At 69.7% G+C, this 16,043-nt stretch carries 14 protein-coding genes; 6 read left to right on the top strand and 8 right to left on the bottom strand.

What is annotated here, in order from left to right; translation table 11 throughout:
* The first annotated feature begins 10 nt into the window (after window positions 1–10).
* A complete protein-coding gene (gene secF / locus AAAZ40_RS02845; RefSeq protein ID WP_476661070.1) occupies window positions 11–964 on the top strand; it encodes a protein translocase subunit SecF in 954 nt (317 codons plus the stop codon).
* A 66-nt stretch (window positions 965–1,030) separates the two neighbouring features.
* Here secF and dprA read toward each other — a convergent pair whose 3' ends face one another.
* Both dprA and AAAZ40_RS02835 read right to left on the bottom strand, forming a co-directional pair.
* Window positions 1,031–2,251, bottom strand: coding sequence for a DNA-processing protein DprA (gene dprA, locus AAAZ40_RS02840; RefSeq protein ID WP_476661069.1), 1,221 nt, complete (start codon window positions 2,249–2,251; stop codon window positions 1,031–1,033).
* Window positions 2,252–2,257: 6 nt separating this feature from the next.
* Window positions 2,258–3,499 (bottom strand): LysM peptidoglycan-binding domain-containing protein, encoded by a 1,242-nt coding sequence (locus AAAZ40_RS02835; protein ID WP_476661068.1) that lies wholly within the window; start codon window positions 3,497–3,499, stop codon window positions 2,258–2,260.
* Between the two features lie 218 nt (window positions 3,500–3,717).
* On the opposite strand from AAAZ40_RS02835, the gene def reads away from it, so the two are divergent.
* From def to AAAZ40_RS02815, 4 genes are read left to right on the top strand one after another with little or no spacing between them, the layout of a single operon-like run.
* Window positions 3,718–4,278, top strand: coding sequence for a peptide deformylase (gene def, locus AAAZ40_RS02830; protein WP_476661067.1), 561 nt, complete (start codon window positions 3,718–3,720; stop codon window positions 4,276–4,278).
* Between the two features lie 14 nt (window positions 4,279–4,292).
* Window positions 4,293–5,267, top strand: coding sequence for a methionyl-tRNA formyltransferase (gene fmt, locus AAAZ40_RS02825; protein WP_476661066.1), 975 nt, complete (start codon window positions 4,293–4,295; stop codon window positions 5,265–5,267).
* 1 nt (window position 5,268) lies between these two features.
* Complete coding sequence (locus tag AAAZ40_RS02820; RefSeq protein ID WP_476661065.1) at window positions 5,269–6,033, top strand: AzlC family ABC transporter permease; 765 nt, start codon at window positions 5,269–5,271, stop codon at window positions 6,031–6,033.
* Entirely contained in the window at window positions 6,030–6,365 is a 336-nt protein-coding gene (locus tag AAAZ40_RS02815; protein WP_476661064.1) for an AzlD domain-containing protein, read from the top strand. The genes AAAZ40_RS02820 and AAAZ40_RS02815 overlap by 4 nt, the downstream gene beginning before the upstream one ends.
* A 13-nt stretch (window positions 6,366–6,378) precedes the next feature.
* On the opposite strand, the gene AAAZ40_RS02810 is transcribed toward AAAZ40_RS02815, so the two are convergent.
* The 3 genes from AAAZ40_RS02810 to AAAZ40_RS02800 all read right to left on the bottom strand — a co-directional run bounded on the left by AAAZ40_RS02810 (window position 6,379) and on the right by AAAZ40_RS02800 (window position 10,943).
* Window positions 6,379–8,271 (bottom strand): ATP-binding protein, encoded by a 1,893-nt coding sequence (locus tag AAAZ40_RS02810; protein ID WP_476661063.1) that lies wholly within the window; start codon window positions 8,269–8,271, stop codon window positions 6,379–6,381.
* Window positions 8,268–8,804: a putative pterin-binding protein gene (locus AAAZ40_RS02805; protein ID WP_476661062.1), complete on the bottom strand. Its 537-nt coding sequence runs from the start codon at window positions 8,802–8,804 to the stop codon at window positions 8,268–8,270. Before AAAZ40_RS02805 ends, AAAZ40_RS02810 begins: the two co-directional genes overlap by 4 nt.
* 69 nt (window positions 8,805–8,873) lie before the next feature.
* Window positions 8,874–10,943, bottom strand: a complete 2,070-nt coding sequence (locus AAAZ40_RS02800; RefSeq protein WP_476661061.1) for an ATP-dependent helicase — start codon at window positions 10,941–10,943, stop codon at window positions 8,874–8,876.
* Window positions 10,944–11,083: 140 nt separating this feature from the next.
* On the opposite strand from AAAZ40_RS02800, the gene AAAZ40_RS02795 reads away from it, so the two are divergent.
* Window positions 11,084–12,127 (top strand): AEC family transporter, encoded by a 1,044-nt coding sequence (locus tag AAAZ40_RS02795; protein WP_476661060.1) that lies wholly within the window; start codon window positions 11,084–11,086, stop codon window positions 12,125–12,127.
* Here AAAZ40_RS02795 and priA read toward each other — a convergent pair.
* The 3 genes from priA to AAAZ40_RS02780 form a co-directional block, all read right to left on the bottom strand.
* A complete protein-coding gene (gene priA, locus AAAZ40_RS02790) occupies window positions 12,117–14,294 on the bottom strand; it encodes a replication restart helicase PriA (protein WP_476661059.1) in 2,178 nt (725 codons plus the stop codon). The two genes, AAAZ40_RS02795 and priA, sit on opposite strands and share 11 nt — an antisense overlap.
* 364 nt (window positions 14,295–14,658) lie before the next feature.
* Entirely contained in the window at window positions 14,659–15,777 is a 1,119-nt protein-coding gene (gene hemE / locus AAAZ40_RS02785; protein WP_476661058.1) for a uroporphyrinogen decarboxylase, read from the bottom strand.
* Window positions 15,778–15,815: 38 nt separating this feature from the next.
* Window positions 15,816–15,986 carry a hypothetical protein gene (locus AAAZ40_RS02780; protein WP_197539301.1) on the bottom strand — a complete coding sequence of 57 codons (171 nt, stop codon included), beginning with the start codon at window positions 15,984–15,986 and terminating at the stop codon, window positions 15,816–15,818.
* Window positions 15,987–16,043 lie beyond the last annotated feature (57 nt).

Genomic DNA, 16,043 nt, shown 5'->3' with positions numbered 1-16,043 from the left:
GTTGCAAGAAATGGAATTTTTCCGCGTCAAAAAAGACATCCCGTTCATGCGCCATGCGCTGCTGCTGAACGCGATCTCACTCACCCTGTTTGCGCTGGCGGTGTTCTTCCTGGTCACGCGCGGGCTCAACCTGTCGGTCGAGTTCACCGGCGGCACGGTGGTCGAAGTGGCCTACCAGCAGCCCGCCGACCTGCAGGTGGTGCGCGGCGCGCTCGCCGGCCTGGGCTACGAAGAGGTCTTGGTGCAGCACTACGGCAGCGCGCGCGAGGTGCTGATGCGCCTGCCGCCGTTGCCCGGTGTGGGCGCGGGCGAGCAAAGCCAGGCGGTGCTGGAGGCGCTGCGCGCACACGACCCCACCGTGGAGCTGCGTCGCACCGAATTCGTCGGGCCCCAAGTGGGGCAGGAACTGGTCACCGACGGCATGCTGGCGCTGCTGTTCGTGATCATCGGCATCACGGTCTATCTGGCCTTTCGCTTCGAGTGGAAGTTCTCGATTGCCGCCATCGTCGCCAACTTGCACGATGTGGTCATCATCCTCGGCTTTTTTGCCTTCTTTCAGTGGGAGTTTTCGCTCGCCGTGCTGGCCGCCGTGCTGGCCGTGCTGGGTTATTCGGTCAACGAATCGGTGGTGATTTTCGACCGCATCCGCGAGACCTTCCGGCGCCAGCGCAAGATGAGCACGCGCGAGGTGATCGACCACGCCATCACCAGCACCATGAGCCGCACCATCATCACCCACGGCACCACCGAGACGATGGCGATCTCGATGCTGCTGTTTGGCGGCCCGGTGCTGCACTACTTTGCGCTCGCGCTGACCATCGGCATTTTCTTTGGCATTTACTCCTCGATCTTCGTCGCCACCGGCGTGGCCATGGCGCTGGGCATCAAGCGCGAGGATTTGATCAAGCCCGTGGCGCAAACGGCAGACAATCCCGACGACCCGAACGCCGGGGCGCAAATCTGAGCCCCAGGCACCGGGCTGGCCACTGGGTGCGCTCCCCCGACCCGACCGCCGGCGGGGCAAGGCAGCTCAGGCCAGCGCCTGGCGCTGAAACAGGCCGCCGGGCAGGCGCCTGACGGCCCCGCACAGCTCGAGTTCGAGCAGCTGCGCCTGCAGCTCGGCCGTGGGCAAACCACAGCGCGCCTGCAGGGCATCGAGCCCCACCGGGTCGTAACCCAGTGCTTGCAACAGCGCGCTTTCGGCCTCGGCTGGCGGCCTCGCAACCGGCGCCGCGGCTCGGCTTGGCTGGGCTGCGCCGGATGGCGGTTCGGGCCTGGCTGGCTCGGGCTCGCCCAGGGACAACACGCCCTGCGTGGGCTGGGGTGGGCAGCGCTGCGGCCGCAGCTCGTCGAGCACGTCTTGCACCGTCTCGACCAGCTTGGCCCCTTGGCGGATCAGGGCGTGGCAGCCGCGCGACTGCGGTGCGTGGATCGAGCCCGGGATGGCGTACACCTCGCGGCCGTACTGCGCCGCCAGTTCGGCGGTGATGAGCGAGCCCGACTCCAACGCCGCCTCCACCACCAGCGTGCCCAGGCTCAGGCCGGCAATCAGGCGGTTGCGCTGCGGAAAATTGGGTGCCAGCGGCGGCGTGCCCAGCGGGTACTCGCTCAACAGCGCGCCGTGGTCGGCGATGCGCTGCGCCAGTTCGCGGTGCTGCCGCGGATAGACCCGGTCCAGCCCGGTGCCCACCACCGCCACCGTGGGCGCACCGGCTTCGAGCGCGCCCAAGTGCGCCGCGCCGTCCACGCCCAGCGCCAGCCCGGAGGCGATGCAAAACCCCTGCGCCCCCAACTGCTTGGCAAAGGCATGGGCGTTGCTGGCCCCCTGCGGCGTGGGGTTGCGGCTGCCGACCACGGCCAGGGTGCAGGGCTGCGCCAGCGCGCTCAATTGGCCTTGTACGTACAGCAGCACCGGGGGGTCGGGGGTCTGCAGCAGCGCCGCCGGGTAGTGCGGGTGCCCCAAGCCGAGGCAGTAGCGGTTGGGCGCGCCGGCCAGCCAGGCCAAGGTTTGCTCGAGCATGCGGCTGCCGTGCACCGGTGGGCTGCGCAAGGCAGCGGCCAGCCGTTCGCCCACCAGCACCTGCAGCGCCTGCGCCTCGGCCGCAAACACCGCTTGGGGTGAGCCCAAGGCCGCCAGCAGCTTGCGCGCGGTGGCCGCGCCCACCCCGGCGGTGGTGGTCAGGCGCAGCCAGGCGGCCAGTTCGGCAGCCGTGTCTGCGGTGGCTGGATCGGCTGCGGGCTGGGCAGTCATGGGTTTTTAGGGTGTAGCGAAGTGGTCGCCGTTGCGCACCGCATCGCTCACCTGCAACACCAGCGCGTAGGAGACGCGGTCGAAGGTGCGAAACACCATCATCAGGCCGTTGCGCTCGACCGGCAGTTGCAGCGTGGCGCGCGCACTGTCGGTGCGGTCAGTCACCGGCACGGTGCTGCGCTGCAGGGCCAGCACATGGCCCACTTCCAGCCCATCACGGCTGCCGCGGTTGAGCACCACCACCTGGTGCTGGCCGGCTAGGCGCTGCACATGGGCGTGCGTGCGCACGACGCGCCCGGCCAACTGCATCTGCGGCGCACGGGGCACGTAGCTGCTGGGGGTGATCTGCGCTGGCGTGGACACCAGCCGGTCGCCGATGCGGATTTCGGTCAACGCAGCGGTGATGTCGAGCGCGGCCGGCTCCACCCGTTGTTCGGTCTGGCCGTCGGCACGGGTGTGCGTGCGCACGGTTTCGTTGCCCAACAGCTGCGCCGTGCCGATGAGTTGCGCCTCGTAACCCAGCTTTACCCCGCTGTCGGGGTCGATCAACGGCTCGGCGTTGCGGTAGATGCGCTGCACCGGGTTGGGCTCGGCGAGCAGCAGCGGCGCACCTTCGAGCGCGTCGAGCGCGCCAAACTGGCCCCGGGCATAGGCCCGATCGCCTTGGCTGAGCAGGGTGCGCCCCTCCAGCGCGGCCACGATGCGCGGCGCGCGGGCGTGGGTGTCAGCGCTCAAGAGCAGCGAATCGTTGAGGAACGGGGCGATCGCTTGCGCGGGGATGGACGGCAAGGCGGCCTCGGCCAAGGCCTCGGCGCGGATGCGCGGCGACAAGCGCACCGTGGGCGGCGCCGCGCCGGCGTCGATGGCCAAGAAGGCGCGGTCGCCCACGCGCGTGAGCACCAGCACCTGACCGGGAAAAATCAGGTGCGGGTTGCGGATTTGCTCGAGGTTCATGCCCCACAGCTCGGGCCAGCGCCAGGGCTGGCGCAGAAACAGCGCCGAGATGTCCCACAGCGTGTCGCCCCGGCGCACGGTGTGGCGCTCGGGCGCATTGGGCGCCAGCGCCGACAGCGGCACCCCGGCTTGCGCCACCTGTCGCGCGGTGTCGCGCTGGGCCGGGCTGATGGGCAGGTTGGGAAAAGTTTGCGCGCCCGCCCACGCACTGGCCAGCAGCAAGGCCAAGGCGGGCACGGCCCGGCTGCAACGGGCGGTGCGGTGGAGAGCGGCGGGTGCAGGTGTGGTTCGCATGTCTGAAGCCCCGTTGGCTGCCCACGGCCTGCCTGCGCTCGGCGCAGCGGCCCATGGGTGGTGAAATTGACGAGAGACGCACAGGGCCTCAACTGCACTGATTCAGCCTTGGCCCCAAGAGCAATGATAATAGCCGCATGTCGCGTGCAGCGACCGCCAAAAATGGCGAAAATAACGACGTTTTGTGGCCCCGGTGGCGGGCCCACCCTGTTGCAACGATGAACCCAGCCGAATTTTTACCCATCCTCAAGTACCCCGACCCGCGGCTGCTGCGCGTGGCGCGGCCGGTGGCGGCGGTGGACGAGCGCGTGCACACCCTGATCGAGCGCATGCTGGCCACCATGTACGAGGCCAACGGCATCGGGTTGGCCGCCACCCAGGTCGATGTGCACGAGCGCGTGATCGTCATCGACGTGAGCGAGGCGCGCGACCAGCCGCTGGTGCTGATCAACCCCGAACTGCTGTGGGCCAGCCCCGAAACCCGCAAGGGCGACGAAGGCTGCCTGTCGGTGCCGGGCGTCTATGACGGCGTTGAGCGCGCGCTGGCGGTGCGTGTGCGCGCCCTCGACGCCCACGGGCACAGCCGTGTGATCGAGGCCGAGGGGCTGCTGGCGGTGTGCATCCAGCACGAGATGGACCATTTGCAGGGCAAGGTGTTTGTCGAATACCTTTCGCTGCTCAAGCGCACCCGCATCAAGGCCAAGCTGCTCAAGGCCGAGCGCGAAGGCGAAGCCGAGCGCCCCTGCGCACGCACGGGCCGCCGTGCGGTGCCGCTCTGAAGCCCAAGAGCCCTATGCGGGTGCTGTTTGCCGGTACGCCGGAATTTGCCGCGCTGGCCTTGCGCGCCGTGCTGGCCGCCGGGCATGAGGTGCCCTTGGTGCTCACGCAGCCCGACCGCCCGGCCGGGCGTGGCCTCAAGCCCCAGGCCTCGGCCGTCAAGCAGGTGGCGCTGGCACACGGCTTGGCGCTGGCGCAGCCGCGCAGCCTGCGCCTGGATGGCAAATACCCCGACGACGCCGCGCAGGCGCGCAGCGCCATGCAACAGGCCGCTGCCGACGTGGCGGTGGTGGCCGCCTATGGGCTGCTGCTGCCACCCTGGGTGCTGGCGCTGCCGCGTCTGGGCTGCCTGAACATCCACGCCTCGCTGCTGCCGCGCTGGCGCGGCGCCGCCCCGATCCAGCGCGCGCTCGAAGCCGGAGACGCCGAGAGCGGCATCACCCTCATGCAGATGGACGCCGGGCTCGACACCGGCCCCATGCTGCTGCGCCAGGCGCTGCCGATCGCCGCCCACGACACCGCATCCAGCCTGCACGACCGGCTGGCGCAGCTGGGCGCGCAGTTGGTGCTGCAAGCCTTGCAGCAGGCCGAGGCCGGCCGCTTGCAGCCGCAGCCGCAGCCCGAAGCGGGCGTGAGCTACGCCCACAAGATTGACAAAGCCGAAGCCCAGATCGACTGGCGACACGACGCAGCGCAGATCGCGCGCCGGGTGCGCGCCTTCGATCCGGCGCCCGGGGCCAGCACCCTGCTCGGGGGCGCCACGCTCAAGGTCTGGGGCGCGCACGCGCTGCCAGCGGCCCCGATGGGCACCCAAGCGGCCGCACCCGGCACCGTGCTGGCCGCCGACGCCAGCGGGGTGCAAGTGCAGACCGGCGCCGGCGTGCTGGTGCTGACCGAACTGCAGCGCGCCGGCGGCAAGCGCTTGGCGGTGGCCCCATTTCTGGCCGGGCACGCGCTGTCCGTGGGCACCGTGCTGGGCGGAGCTGGCTGAAATGTTCTGGCGCGCCGACATCCGCCGCTGGCCCGAGTTCGCTGAGGGCGTGCGCGAGCAGACCACCGTCACCGCCGGGGTCGCCGCCTGGGGGTTGATGACCGGGGTGGCGATGGTGGCGGCGGGCCTGAGCCAGCTCGAGGCGGTGCTGATGACGCTGCTGGTGTTTGCCGGCAGCGCCCAGTTGGCCGTGCTGCCGTTGCTCACAGCGGGTGCGCCGCTGTGGGTGGTGCTGGCGGCGGCGTTTTGCGTCAACCTGCGCTTCGTGGTGTTTTCGGCCCATTTGCGGCCCTTCATGATGCACCAGCCGCTGCGCCAACGCCTGATCACCGGCTACCTGACGGGCGACATGAGCTATGTGTTTTTTGTGCGCCGCTACCACGCCGTGGGCGCCACACTGGAAGCCAAACAGCGCCAGATGGCCTACCTGGCCGGCCACTGCTGCGTCAACTACTTCAGCTGGATGGGCGCCAGCTTGCTCGGGGTGGCGCTGGCACACACCATACCGGTGGCTTGGGGACTGGGCTTTGCCGGCATTCTGGCCCTGATCGGGGTCGGCTGCTCGCTCGCCACATCTACGCTGCGGGTGGTGGCGGCCGGGGTCGCGGGGGCGGCGGCGGTGGCCGCTTTTGCCTTGCCGCTCAAGCTGCACATCGTGGTGGCCATCGCCGCCGCAGTGGCTTTTTGCTTGTTGATCGAGGCCCACGGCCCGCGCGCGCTGCGCCCGCAGCCGCCTATCCCACCCAACCCACCGAGCGCACCATGAGCGATTTCGACTGGCCCACCCTGCTGGCCATCGCCGCCCTGACGCTGGTCACGGTGCTCACGCGCAGCTTTTTCTTTCTCAGCGAGCGCGACTGGAAACTGCCGCACTGGGCCGAGCGCGGCCTGCTCTACGCCCCGATCGCCGCCTTGGCGGCCGTGGTGGCACCCGAAGTGGTGCTGCTGGAAGGCCAGTTGATCGACACCTGGCAAGATGCGCGCCTGTTTGCCGCCGCCGCCGGGGTGGCCTGGTTTTTCTGGCGCGGTGGTGTGCTGGGCACCATCGTCTGCGGCATGGCGGTGTTCCTGCCGCTGCGCTTGGGGCTGGGCTGGTGAAAGCGACCACAGTTTAGTCTGCACTCATCCGGACGCCTTTTAGGCGATTCAGGGTCTGCTCCAGCGCCAGGCGTTGCAGCGGTTTGCTCAAAAAGGCGTCCATGCCCGCCGCCAGCGCCTGCTCGCCGGCCTCGTTCATGACGTCGGCTGTAACAGCGATGATCGGCACGCGGCCGCGCGCGCCGGGCAACTGGCGAATGGCGCGGGCGCAAGCCAGACCGTCCATCTCGGGCATGTGGATGTCCATCAGAACCCAATCAAAATCGTGACGCGCAGCCAGATCGAGCGCCTGCAGCCCGTTTTCGGCAAAGGTCGGCTGCAAGCCCATGCGCTCGAGCAACAGGGCCAGAAACTGGCGGTTCACCGGGTGGTCTTCGGCCACCAGCACGCGCCGGCCCTCGCCCTCAGGGGGTGGCGCAGGCGCGCAGGAGCTTGCCTGCGCTTGCGCCGCCAAGGCCGCTGCTTGCGCCTGACACGCTTGCAGGCTTGCCGCCTCGGTGCACACAGGCGCCACCCAGGTGAAGCTGAAAACCGACCCCTGGCCCGGCACACTGCACAGCGCGATGTCGCCCCCGAGCAACTGCGCCAGCGTGCGCGAAATCTCCAGCCCGAGCCCGGTGCCGCCCTGGTTGCGGGTGCTGCTGCGGTCGGCCTGGGCGAAGCGCTGAAAAATCTGCTCATGCAGCAATGGGTCGATGCCGATCCCGGTGTCGCGCACCGTCAGCGTCCAATGCGCCACACCCCTTTGCTGCTGGCAGTCCAAGGCCACGGCCACGCTGCCGCTGGGTGTGAACTTGATGGCGTTGCCCAGCAGGTTGAGCACCACTTGGCGCACGCGCTTGGGGTCGGTCAGCACGCAGGGCGGCAGATCGGGGCCTATGCTCAGCGGCAGGTGCAGATTTTTGCCCTCGCCAAGCGCGCGCAGCGAGCCGTGGCACTGCCGCACCAGAGCGGCCACATCGACCGGTTCCGGCTGCAGCCTGATCTGCCCGGTATCGAGCGCCGACAGGTCCAGCAGATCGTTCAAAATCGACAACAGATGCGCCGACGACTGCTGCGCCGTGCGCAACTGCTCGCGCTGCGCCGGCGGCAGCGGGCTGTCGAGCAACAAATCGAGCATGCCCAGCACGCCATTGAGCGGCGTGCGCAATTCGTGGCTCATATTGGCCACAAACTGGCTTTTGGCGCGGTTGGCCTGCTCGGCGGCGGTCTTGGCCTGCTGCAGCGCACTGTTGAGCTCCTCGAGCTGCGCGCGCTCGCGCTGCAAGCGCCGGTGGCGCCCCCACAAGGCGGCGGCGGCCAGCAGCAGCAGCAAGACCTGCAAGGCCATGAGCAGGTTGATCCAGCGCTGCTGCGTGCGCACCTGCTCGAGCTTGTCGTGCATCAGGTGCGTCATCAGGCTGTTGGCCGCCAGGCTCAGCGCCTGCACCTCGGGGCCAAGCACCTCCATTTCTTGCAGCACCTGCTGCAACGCCGGCTGGTGGCGCTCGGGGTCGGCCATCAAGGGGTCGGCGCGCTCGAGCAACCCTTTGATTTTGGGTGCGATGGCGTCGAACTCGGGGCGCTGGCGCAACACCGCGATGGTGGCGCCATCGTGCAACAGGCCCACGCGGCTGGCAAAAATCTCGTGGCGCACCTGCAGCTGCGCCCAGTCGGCCTGCTCGGGTTGCGCCAGGCTCAGGTGGAGTTGGTGGCGCAGCCGCAAAAATTCGCGCTCGAGCTGAAACGTGAGGGCGGTGATGGAGTCGGCCTGCAGGCGCGCCGTGTCTTCGATCGCTTGCGTCTGGCGCACAAAGGCCGCCATCATGACGCTCAAGCCCAGCGCCATGGCGAAGGTGGTGAGCGCCAGCCATAAACCAAAACGGCGGCCGCCGGCGGATGGGGCCGGTCCGGCTGCAAGGCTCATTCGATCACTTCGATCGACCGCAATTGCCAGATTGAGCGCTCATAAAAACGTGCGTTTTGCAAGCGGGGGTCGGAGTCGAAGGGGTAGATCACGAACAAGGGGCCGCGCGTGCGCACCGGCATCGGCTGTTCGTTCATGCGCGTGGCGATGATGAGGTCGAAGTCGTGTGCGTCTTGTATGGGGATGGTGATGCGGTAGTCGTTGAGCGCGGTGGCGTGCAGCCGCTGGCCGCGCACCTGCACCAGCGCCAGCACATCGCGCAGCAGCGGGCCGCTAAAGCGCACCACGCCCTGCTCCCAAGGCGTGCGGGTGGCAAAGCGGTGCTGCGGCAAGGCTTCGAGCATGGCCATATCGAACACCGCCGCCGAGCCCTGATTGGTCGCGCCGATCTGGCCGGTGATGGTCAGCACCACGCGCTCGCGCGGCCGCTCGAGGGCCTGCGCCGGCAGGGCAGCGGCGGCCACCAGCAAGCCCAGGCCCACCAGGCCCAGGCTGGCACCCAATCGAAAGCAATAGGTGATAAAAACTTTCATGGCGTGTGCGCGAAATGGGGGGTGGTTCATTCTAGTGAATCCGTGGGCGCTGGCCATCGGTTGTTTCCACTACGGGGCCAGCGGCGGCGGGGCTGCGCCGGCTCCCGGTGGCGCCTGGGCGCGCTGGGCAAATTCGGCGCGCAGCGCGCGCAGCCTGGCGCGCGGGTCTTCACGCACCGGCGCGCTGTCGAGCTGCATGTCGGCGATGAAACGGCTGGGCTGCGCCGGCACCGTCTCGCGCCCCTTCTTGCGCCGCTTGAGCCAGCTCACCACCAGCGTGTGCTGGGCCCGGGTGATGCCCACGTACATCAGGCGCCGCTCCTCTTGCAGGCGCTGCGCCAGCGCGGCGGCGTCGTCGTCGTCGGGGCGCATGGGCAGCAGCCCCTCGTTGACGCCCACCAGCTGCACATGCGGCCACTCCAGCCCCTTGGCGGCGTGCAGGGTCGAGAGCGTGACCACGTCCTGCTCCTGCTGCCGGTCTTGCAAGGTGGTGATCAGGGCCACCGTCTGCGCCACGTCGAGCATGCTCTGCGCGGCCCGCCCCGGCGCTGCGTCGCCCACAGCCGGGTCGGCGCAGCGCTGCGCCATCCAGTCGCAAAAATCGAGCACGTTGCTCCAACGGGCGCTGCCTTGCTGGGCGCTGTCGGCGTGGTCGAGCAGGTGCTGCTGGTAACCGATGCCTTGCAGCCAGTCGGCCAAAAAGGCCGCGGCCGCTTGCTGGCCGCGGCAGTGGCGGGCGCGGTACTGCAAGTCGTTCAGGCTGCGCCCAAACTCGTGCAGGGTGGCGAGGGCGCGCGCTGGCACGGCCGCGCTCAGGGAATGCGCAAACAGGGCCGCGTACAGGCTGAGCCTGTACTGGCTGGCAAAGGCGCCCAGTTGCTGCAGCGTCTGGTGCCCGATGCCGCGCCTGGGGGCGGTGGCGGCGCGCAGGAAGGCCGGGTCGTCGTCCGGGTTGGCCAGCAGGCGCAGCCAGGCGCACAGGTCCTTGATCTCGGCGCGCTCGAAAAACCCGGTGCCGCCCGAGACCTGGTACGGAATCTGCGCCTTGCGCAGCGCGGTTTCGAGCGGGCGCGACTGGTGGTTGGCGCGATAGAGCACGGCAAAATCCTTGTAGGCCCTGTGCGCGCTGCCCGAGGCCGGGCTGCGCAGGCTCTGGATGCGCGCCACCACGCGCTCGGCCTCGTGCTCCTCGTGGTCGCAGGCTTGCAGGCGCACCGGCTCGCCCGCACCCAGATCGCTCCACAGCTGCTTGGGGTAGAGCTTGGGGTTGGGGGCGATGACGTGGTTGGCGGCGCGCAAAATGGCGCCGGTGGAGCGGTAATTCTGCTCCAGCTTGATCACCTGCAAGCTGGGAAAATCCTGTGGCAGGCGCTTGAGGTTGTCCAGCGTGGCACCGCGCCAGCCGTAGATCGACTGGTCGTCGTCGCCCACGGCGGTGAACTGCGCGCGCGCGCCCACCAGCAGCTTGAGCAGTTCGTACTGGGTGGCATTGGTGTCCTGGTACTCGTCGATCAGCACGTGGCCAAGCTGCGCCTGCCAGCGCGCACGCACCTCGGGCTGGCGCTGCAGCAGCGCCAGCGGCAGGCCGATCAGGTCGTCGAAGTCCACACTCTGGTAGGCCGCCAGCCGCTCTTGGTACCTGGCCATGACCAGGGCGATCTGGCGCTGCGCCTCGTCGCCGGCCTGGGCCAGCGCCTGCGCGGCATCGAGGCCGGCGTTTTTCCAGCCGCTGATGGTCCACTGCCAATGGCGCGCCGTGACCGAATCGGTGCTGGCGCCGCAGTCCTTGAGGATGGAGGCCACGTCGTCGCTGTCGAGGATCGAGAACTGGGGCTTGAGGCCCAGCGCCGCGCCGTCCTGGCGCAGCAGCCGCACCCCGAGCGCATGGAAGGTGCAGATCAGCACCTGCTGCGCGGCACGGCCAGCCAGCGCGCGGGCGCGCTCGCGCATTTCGGCGGCGGCCTTGTTGGTGAAGGTGATGGCGGCGATGCGCTCGGGCGCCATGCCCTGCTGCAGCAGGCGCGCGATCTTGTGCGTGATCACGCGCGTCTTGCCCGAGCCGGCCCCGGCCAGCACCAGACACGGGCCGCCGTGGTGCGCGACGGCCTGGAGCTGGGCGGGGTTGAGGCCGGAGGACATGGGCGTGGTGATGGGGGCTGGGTGGGATGCGGGGCTGCGCTGGACAGGCAAAGCGGCAATCATATGCGCCCCAAGCCTCCAGCGCCCGCGCCGCCTGCTCACCACGCCCCTTGGCGTGCTTGCAGCGACAATAGCGCGCCGTGTTTGACATCCTGCTCGTCACCTTTCCCTTTTTTGCGCTCGTGCTGGCCGGTTACGCGGCCACGCGCCGGGGCTGGCTGGCCCTGAACGCGATTCCGGGGCTCAACGCCTTCGTGCTCTACTTTGCCCTGCCGGCGCTGCTGTTTCGCTTCGGCTCCACGACGCCGATCGGGCAGCTGCTGGATGCGGCCGTGCTGGGCGTCTATCTGCTGGTGGCGCTGCTGCTGGTGGCACTGGTGGTGGCGCGGTCGAGGCGGCGCGGCCTGGGCTGGAACGACGCCGCCTTTGGCGCGCTGGTGGTGGCTTTCCCCAACACCGGTTTCATGGGCGTGCCCTTGCTGGCGGCGCTGCTGGGGCCGCACAGCGTGGGCACGGTGATGGGGCTGATCGTGGTCGATATGGTGCTCACCAGCTCGCTGTGCATCGCGCTGTCGCGCCTGGGCGGCAAGGCCGGTGGGGCGCTGGCGGCGGCCGGGCAGGCGCTGCGCGGCGTGCTGGCCAACCCGATGCCGTGGGCGATCGTGCTCGGCGCGCTGGCCTCGGCCTACAGCCTGCAGCTGCCGGGGCCGCTGCAGCAGACGGTGTGGCTGCTGGCCGACGCCGCCGCGCCGGTGGCGCTTTTCACCCTGGGCGCCGTGCTGGCGCGCGCGCAGCTGCACGCCGCAGCGCCGGCGCAGGGTCAGCCCCCTCAACCACCCCAGCCTCAGCCCCTGCAAAGGCCTCAGCAGCCCCAGCCCCGGCCGCCTCAGCCAGCGCTGCTCGAGCCGTTGCAACTGGCGCTGTTCAAGTTGCTGCTGCACCCGTTGCTGGTGTGGCTGGCGGGCAGCGGGGCGATGGCGCTCGGGCTGGGCTTGGACCCCTTGGCCCTGACGGTGATGGTGCTGGTGGCCGCGCTGCCCAGCGCCAGCAACGTGGTGCTGCTGGCCGAGCGCTTCGGCGCCGACAGTGGGCGCATCGCGCGCATCATCCTGCTCTCGACGGCGCTGTCGTTTCTGAGCTTTGCGGCGGCGGTGGCGTGGCTGGGGCCGGCGGCTACAGGCTGACCGGGTCCACGTCGATGGCCCAGCGCAACAGCCCACGCCCAGGCGGCTGGCGGCGCAACGCATGCAGCAATGGCTGCCAGGCGGCCAGCAAGGCCTGCAGCGCCGGGCGCGAGGGGCTCTCGATCAGCATCTGCGCGCGCTCGACGCCCGCCACACGCTGCACCGTGAGCGGCAGCGGCGGGTACAGCGTGCTCTGCGCCAAGCCGGGCAGGCCGGCGCCGCGGGCCGCGTCAGCGGCGGCTTGCAGCCACGCCTGTGCCGTGGCCTGGGTGCGGGCTTCGGCGCGCAGCAGCGCCTGAAAGCTGAACGGTGGCATCTGCGCGCTGGCGCGTTCGCGCAGCTGCTGCGCCGCAAAAGCCGGGTAGTCGTGGCGCGCCAGCGCGGCAAACAGCGGATGCTGTGGGTACCAGGTCTGCACCCAGAGCTCGACCTCGGCCTGTTGCGCGGCCACGAACGCCGCGTCGCGCCCGGCACGGCCCGCGGCTTGCAGCAGCAGCGCAAACAGGCGCTCGGGGGCGCGGTAGTCGCTGGCAAACAAGCCGCTGTCCACGTTCAGGCCCGCCACCAGCGTGATGCGGCGAAAGTCGTGCCCCTTGGCCACCATCTGGGTGCCGACCAGCACATCGACCTCGCCCTCGTGCATCGCCGCCAAGCGGCTGTGCAGGCTGCCTTTGGCGCGCGTGCTGTCGGCGTCGAGCCGCGCCACCCGCACTGGGCTGCCGTCGGGGCGGCGCGCCTCGGCCAGCAGCGCCCCCAGGTGCTCCTCGACCTGCTCGGTGCCGCGCCCGACCGGGGCGATGTCGAGGTTGCCGCATGCGGGGCAGGCGCGCGGCACCGGGCTGGCGTGGCCGCAGTGGTGGCAGCGCAGGCTGCGGTCGAGCTTGTGAAACACGGCGTGGGCGCTGCAGTGCGGGCAGTCGCTCTTCCAGCCGCAGGCGTGGCAGGCCAGCACCGGGGCGTAGCCGCGCCGGTTCAGCAGCACCAGGCTTTGCTCGCCGCGGGCGGCGCGCGCCACCAGTTGCGCCAGCAGCGGCGGGGCGATCAGGCATTGCCGGGGCTGCTGGTTCAGGTCCAGCAGGCGCAAGCGCGGCAGCGCCGCCCCGGCGATGCGCCCCGGCATCTGCAGCCGCTGGTAACGCCCCTGCTCGGCCGCATGCCAGCTCTCGAGCGCGGGCGTGGCCGAACCCAGGATGACCTGGCAGCGCGCCGTGCCCGATTCGAGCCGAGCCCGGTACACCGCCAGATCGCGCGCCGAATAGCGTGCGCCGTCCTGGCTTTTGTAGCTCGGGTCGTGCTCTTCATCGACCACGATCAGGCGCAGGCGCGGCAGGCTGGCAAAGACCGCCATGCGCGTGCCCAGCACGATGCGCGCCTGGCCACAGTGCGCCGCCAACCAGTGGCGCAAGCGCTGCGCCGGGCTCAGGCCGCTGTGCAGCGCCACCACCCCGTGGGTGCCAAAGCGCTCGCCAAAGCGCGCCTCCAGTTGCGGCGTCAGGTTGATCTCGGGCACCAGCACCAGCGCCTGCGCCTGCGGGTCTTGCTGCAACAGCGCCTGCGCGGCGCGCAAATAGACCTCGGTCTTGCCGCTGCCGGTGGCCCCAAACAGCAGCACCGGCTGCGTGCTCTGCGCCAGCGCAGCGAGCACGGCGGCTTGCTCCGGGCTGGGGGCTGGCACGACCGCCGCCGGCCCCAGCCCCGGCGCCTGGGTGCCGGCAGCCACTGGCGCACCGGCACCGGGAACCGTACCCCCACCCACGCCCAAGGCGGCGGCGTCGAGCTTTTTCAGGCGGCGCAGCAAGGCCGCGCCGTCGAGCTCGCGCAGCTGAGGCGGCAGCGCCGCCAGTGCCACCTCACCCAGGCCACGCTGGTAGTAGCGCGCCGCAAACGCGACCAAGGCACGCCAGTTGGCCTGCAACGGCGGCAGGGTGGCAAAGGATTCGCGCACCGGCTTCAAGCCGTCGGCGCTCAGACCGTCCGGCGGCGGCGCATGCACCTGCCAGACGATGCCCAAGACCTCGCGGGCCCCCAGCGGCACCCGCACCAACACCCCCGGCTGCAACGGTTCGCTGCTCCAGTAACTCAGGCTGTCACCCAGGCCGCTGTGGGCCGGGGTGGCCAGCACCACCTCGACGCTACAGGCTGCAGTTGGCGGCAACTGTTCAGTCATGGCATTGAAAATCGGTTCAAGTCACTGATTCGTCTGGGGTTGCGTCAGTTGCTCAACGCATTTGTGGATAACTTTGTGGATAGCCCTTGGATCGGGGCGCCAAGACCTTGCAAATCAAAGCCTTGTCTGCGCTGCCCAGAAAACGGGCAGCGGCCCAAGAGTCAATCATATCAACAACTTGCATCGCACCCCCAGAGACACGGGGAGGGTATTGGGGTGGGTGCCCAGGTCTGGGGGCCGAGGCGGTATTTGTGCATAAGGCGCGCAATCGGGCGCTCTCAGGGCCCTTTTTGTGCTAGCTCAAGCGCCTCCTGCGTCACCGTTTTGGGCGCCGCCGGTGCCCCCAGCCATGGCCGCTCGCGCCTCAGGCGCGCTGGCGCATGTGGCGCGAATGCCCGTGCACCGCCTCGACCAGCGCCTGCACGCTCTCGGGTGGGGTGTGCTGGCTGATGCCGTGCCCGAGGTTGAAGATGTGGCTGGGACCGGGCTGGTTGGGGTCGGTGTGCGGGGCGCCAAACTGCTCCAGCACCCGCACCGCCTCGGCCGCCACCTGCTCGGGCGTGGCAAACAGCACGCTCGGATCCAAGTTGCCCTGCAGCGCCTTGCCCGGCGCCCCGGCGGGCCCGCTCACGGCCGTGCGCGCCGCGCCCAGATTCACGGTCCAATCCAGCCCCAGCACCTCGCAGTCCAGCGCCGCCATCTGGCTGAGCCACAGGCCACCACCTTTGGTAAAGACGATGCGCGGAATGCGCTGCCCAGCGTGCTCGCGCGGCAGTTGCGCCAGCACGCGCGCGGTGTAGGCCAGGCTGAAGCGCTGAAAAGCGCCATCGGCCAGCACCCCGCCCCAGCTGTCGAAAATCATCACCGCTTGGGCCCCGGCCTCGATCTGCGCGCGCAAATAGGCTGCGACCGCGTCGGCGTTGAGGGCCAGCACGCGCTCGAGCAAATCGGGGCGGCGGTAGAGCATGGTCTTGACGAGGCGGTAGTCGTCGCTGCCGCCGCCTTCGACCATGTAGCAGGCCAGCGTCCAAGGGCTGCCGCTAAAGCCGATCAGCGGCACCCGGCCCGCCAGCGCACGCCGGATCGAGCTCACGGCGTCAAACACATAGCGCAGCCGCTCGAAGTCGGGCAGCGCCAGCGCCGCCACGTCGGCCTCGGTGCGCAGCGGGCGCTCAAATTTGGGCCCCTCGCCCTGGGTGAAGCTCAGGCCCAGCCCCATGGCGTCGGGCACGGTGAGGATGTCGGAAAACAAGATCGCCGCATCCAGCGCATAGCGCTCGAGCGGCTGCAGCGTGACTTCGGTGGCGTAGTCTGGGTGGGTGGCCAAGCCCATGAAGCTGCCGGCGCGCGCGCGCGAGGCGCGGTACTCGGGCAGGTAGCGCCCGGCCTGGCGCATGAGCCAGATCGGGGTGTGCTCTGTGGCTTGGCGCAGGCAAGCGCGCAAAAAGGTATCGTTTTGCAAAGGGGCGTAGGGCGTGTTCATGGCGACGATTGTCGCGCAATGACAAGGGTCGGCATCGATTAAAGATACTCGTCTTTCCAGCGCGCAGCGTCGGCCACAAGCTGCGTCAGCCGCTGCGCCTGCAGGCTCACGAGGGTGGCGATGCCTTGGACAAAGGCGCGCTCGTCCTCGCCCTCGTAGTCGGCGGCCTGGGCTTGGGCCACCGCTGCCGCCACGGCCAGTTTGGTCAAGCGCTGGCCTTCGCGACGCAACTGAAACCATGCTGCCCAAGCCAGCTCGCGATCAAG

It is taken from the genome of Serpentinimonas sp. SMBJO2, assembly GCF_056341105.1.
This window is presented reverse-complemented; position numbering and strand designations above follow the sequence as displayed.

Excerpts from the sequence above, each read along its gene's own strand:
- AAAZ40_RS02810 (WP_476661063.1), bottom strand. The coding sequence starts at position 8,271 with ATGAGCCTTGCAGCCGGACCGGCCCCATCCGCCGGCGGCCGCCGTTTT.
- AAAZ40_RS02805 (WP_476661062.1), bottom strand. The coding sequence starts at position 8,804 with ATGAAAGTTTTTATCACCTATTGCTTTCGATTGGGTGCCAGCCTGGGC.
- AAAZ40_RS02815 (WP_476661064.1), top strand. The coding sequence starts at position 6,030 with ATGAGCGATTTCGACTGGCCCACCCTGCTGGCCATCGCCGCCCTGACG.
- secF (WP_476661070.1), top strand. The coding sequence starts at position 11 with ATGGAATTTTTCCGCGTCAAAAAAGACATCCCGTTCATGCGCCATGCG.
- dprA (WP_476661069.1), bottom strand. The coding sequence starts at position 2,251 with ATGACTGCCCAGCCCGCAGCCGATCCAGCCACCGCAGACACGGCTGCC.
- AAAZ40_RS02820 (WP_476661065.1), top strand. The coding sequence starts at position 5,269 with ATGTTCTGGCGCGCCGACATCCGCCGCTGGCCCGAGTTCGCTGAGGGC.
- priA (WP_476661059.1), bottom strand. The coding sequence starts at position 14,294 with ATGACTGAACAGTTGCCGCCAACTGCAGCCTGTAGCGTCGAGGTGGTG.
- hemE (WP_476661058.1), bottom strand. The coding sequence starts at position 15,777 with ATGAACACGCCCTACGCCCCTTTGCAAAACGATACCTTTTTGCGCGCT.
- fmt (WP_476661066.1), top strand. The coding sequence starts at position 4,293 with ATGCGGGTGCTGTTTGCCGGTACGCCGGAATTTGCCGCGCTGGCCTTG.
- AAAZ40_RS02800 (WP_476661061.1), bottom strand. The coding sequence starts at position 10,943 with ATGTCCTCCGGCCTCAACCCCGCCCAGCTCCAGGCCGTCGCGCACCAC.
- AAAZ40_RS02835 (WP_476661068.1), bottom strand. The coding sequence starts at position 3,499 with ATGCGAACCACACCTGCACCCGCCGCTCTCCACCGCACCGCCCGTTGC.
- def (WP_476661067.1), top strand. The coding sequence starts at position 3,718 with ATGAACCCAGCCGAATTTTTACCCATCCTCAAGTACCCCGACCCGCGG.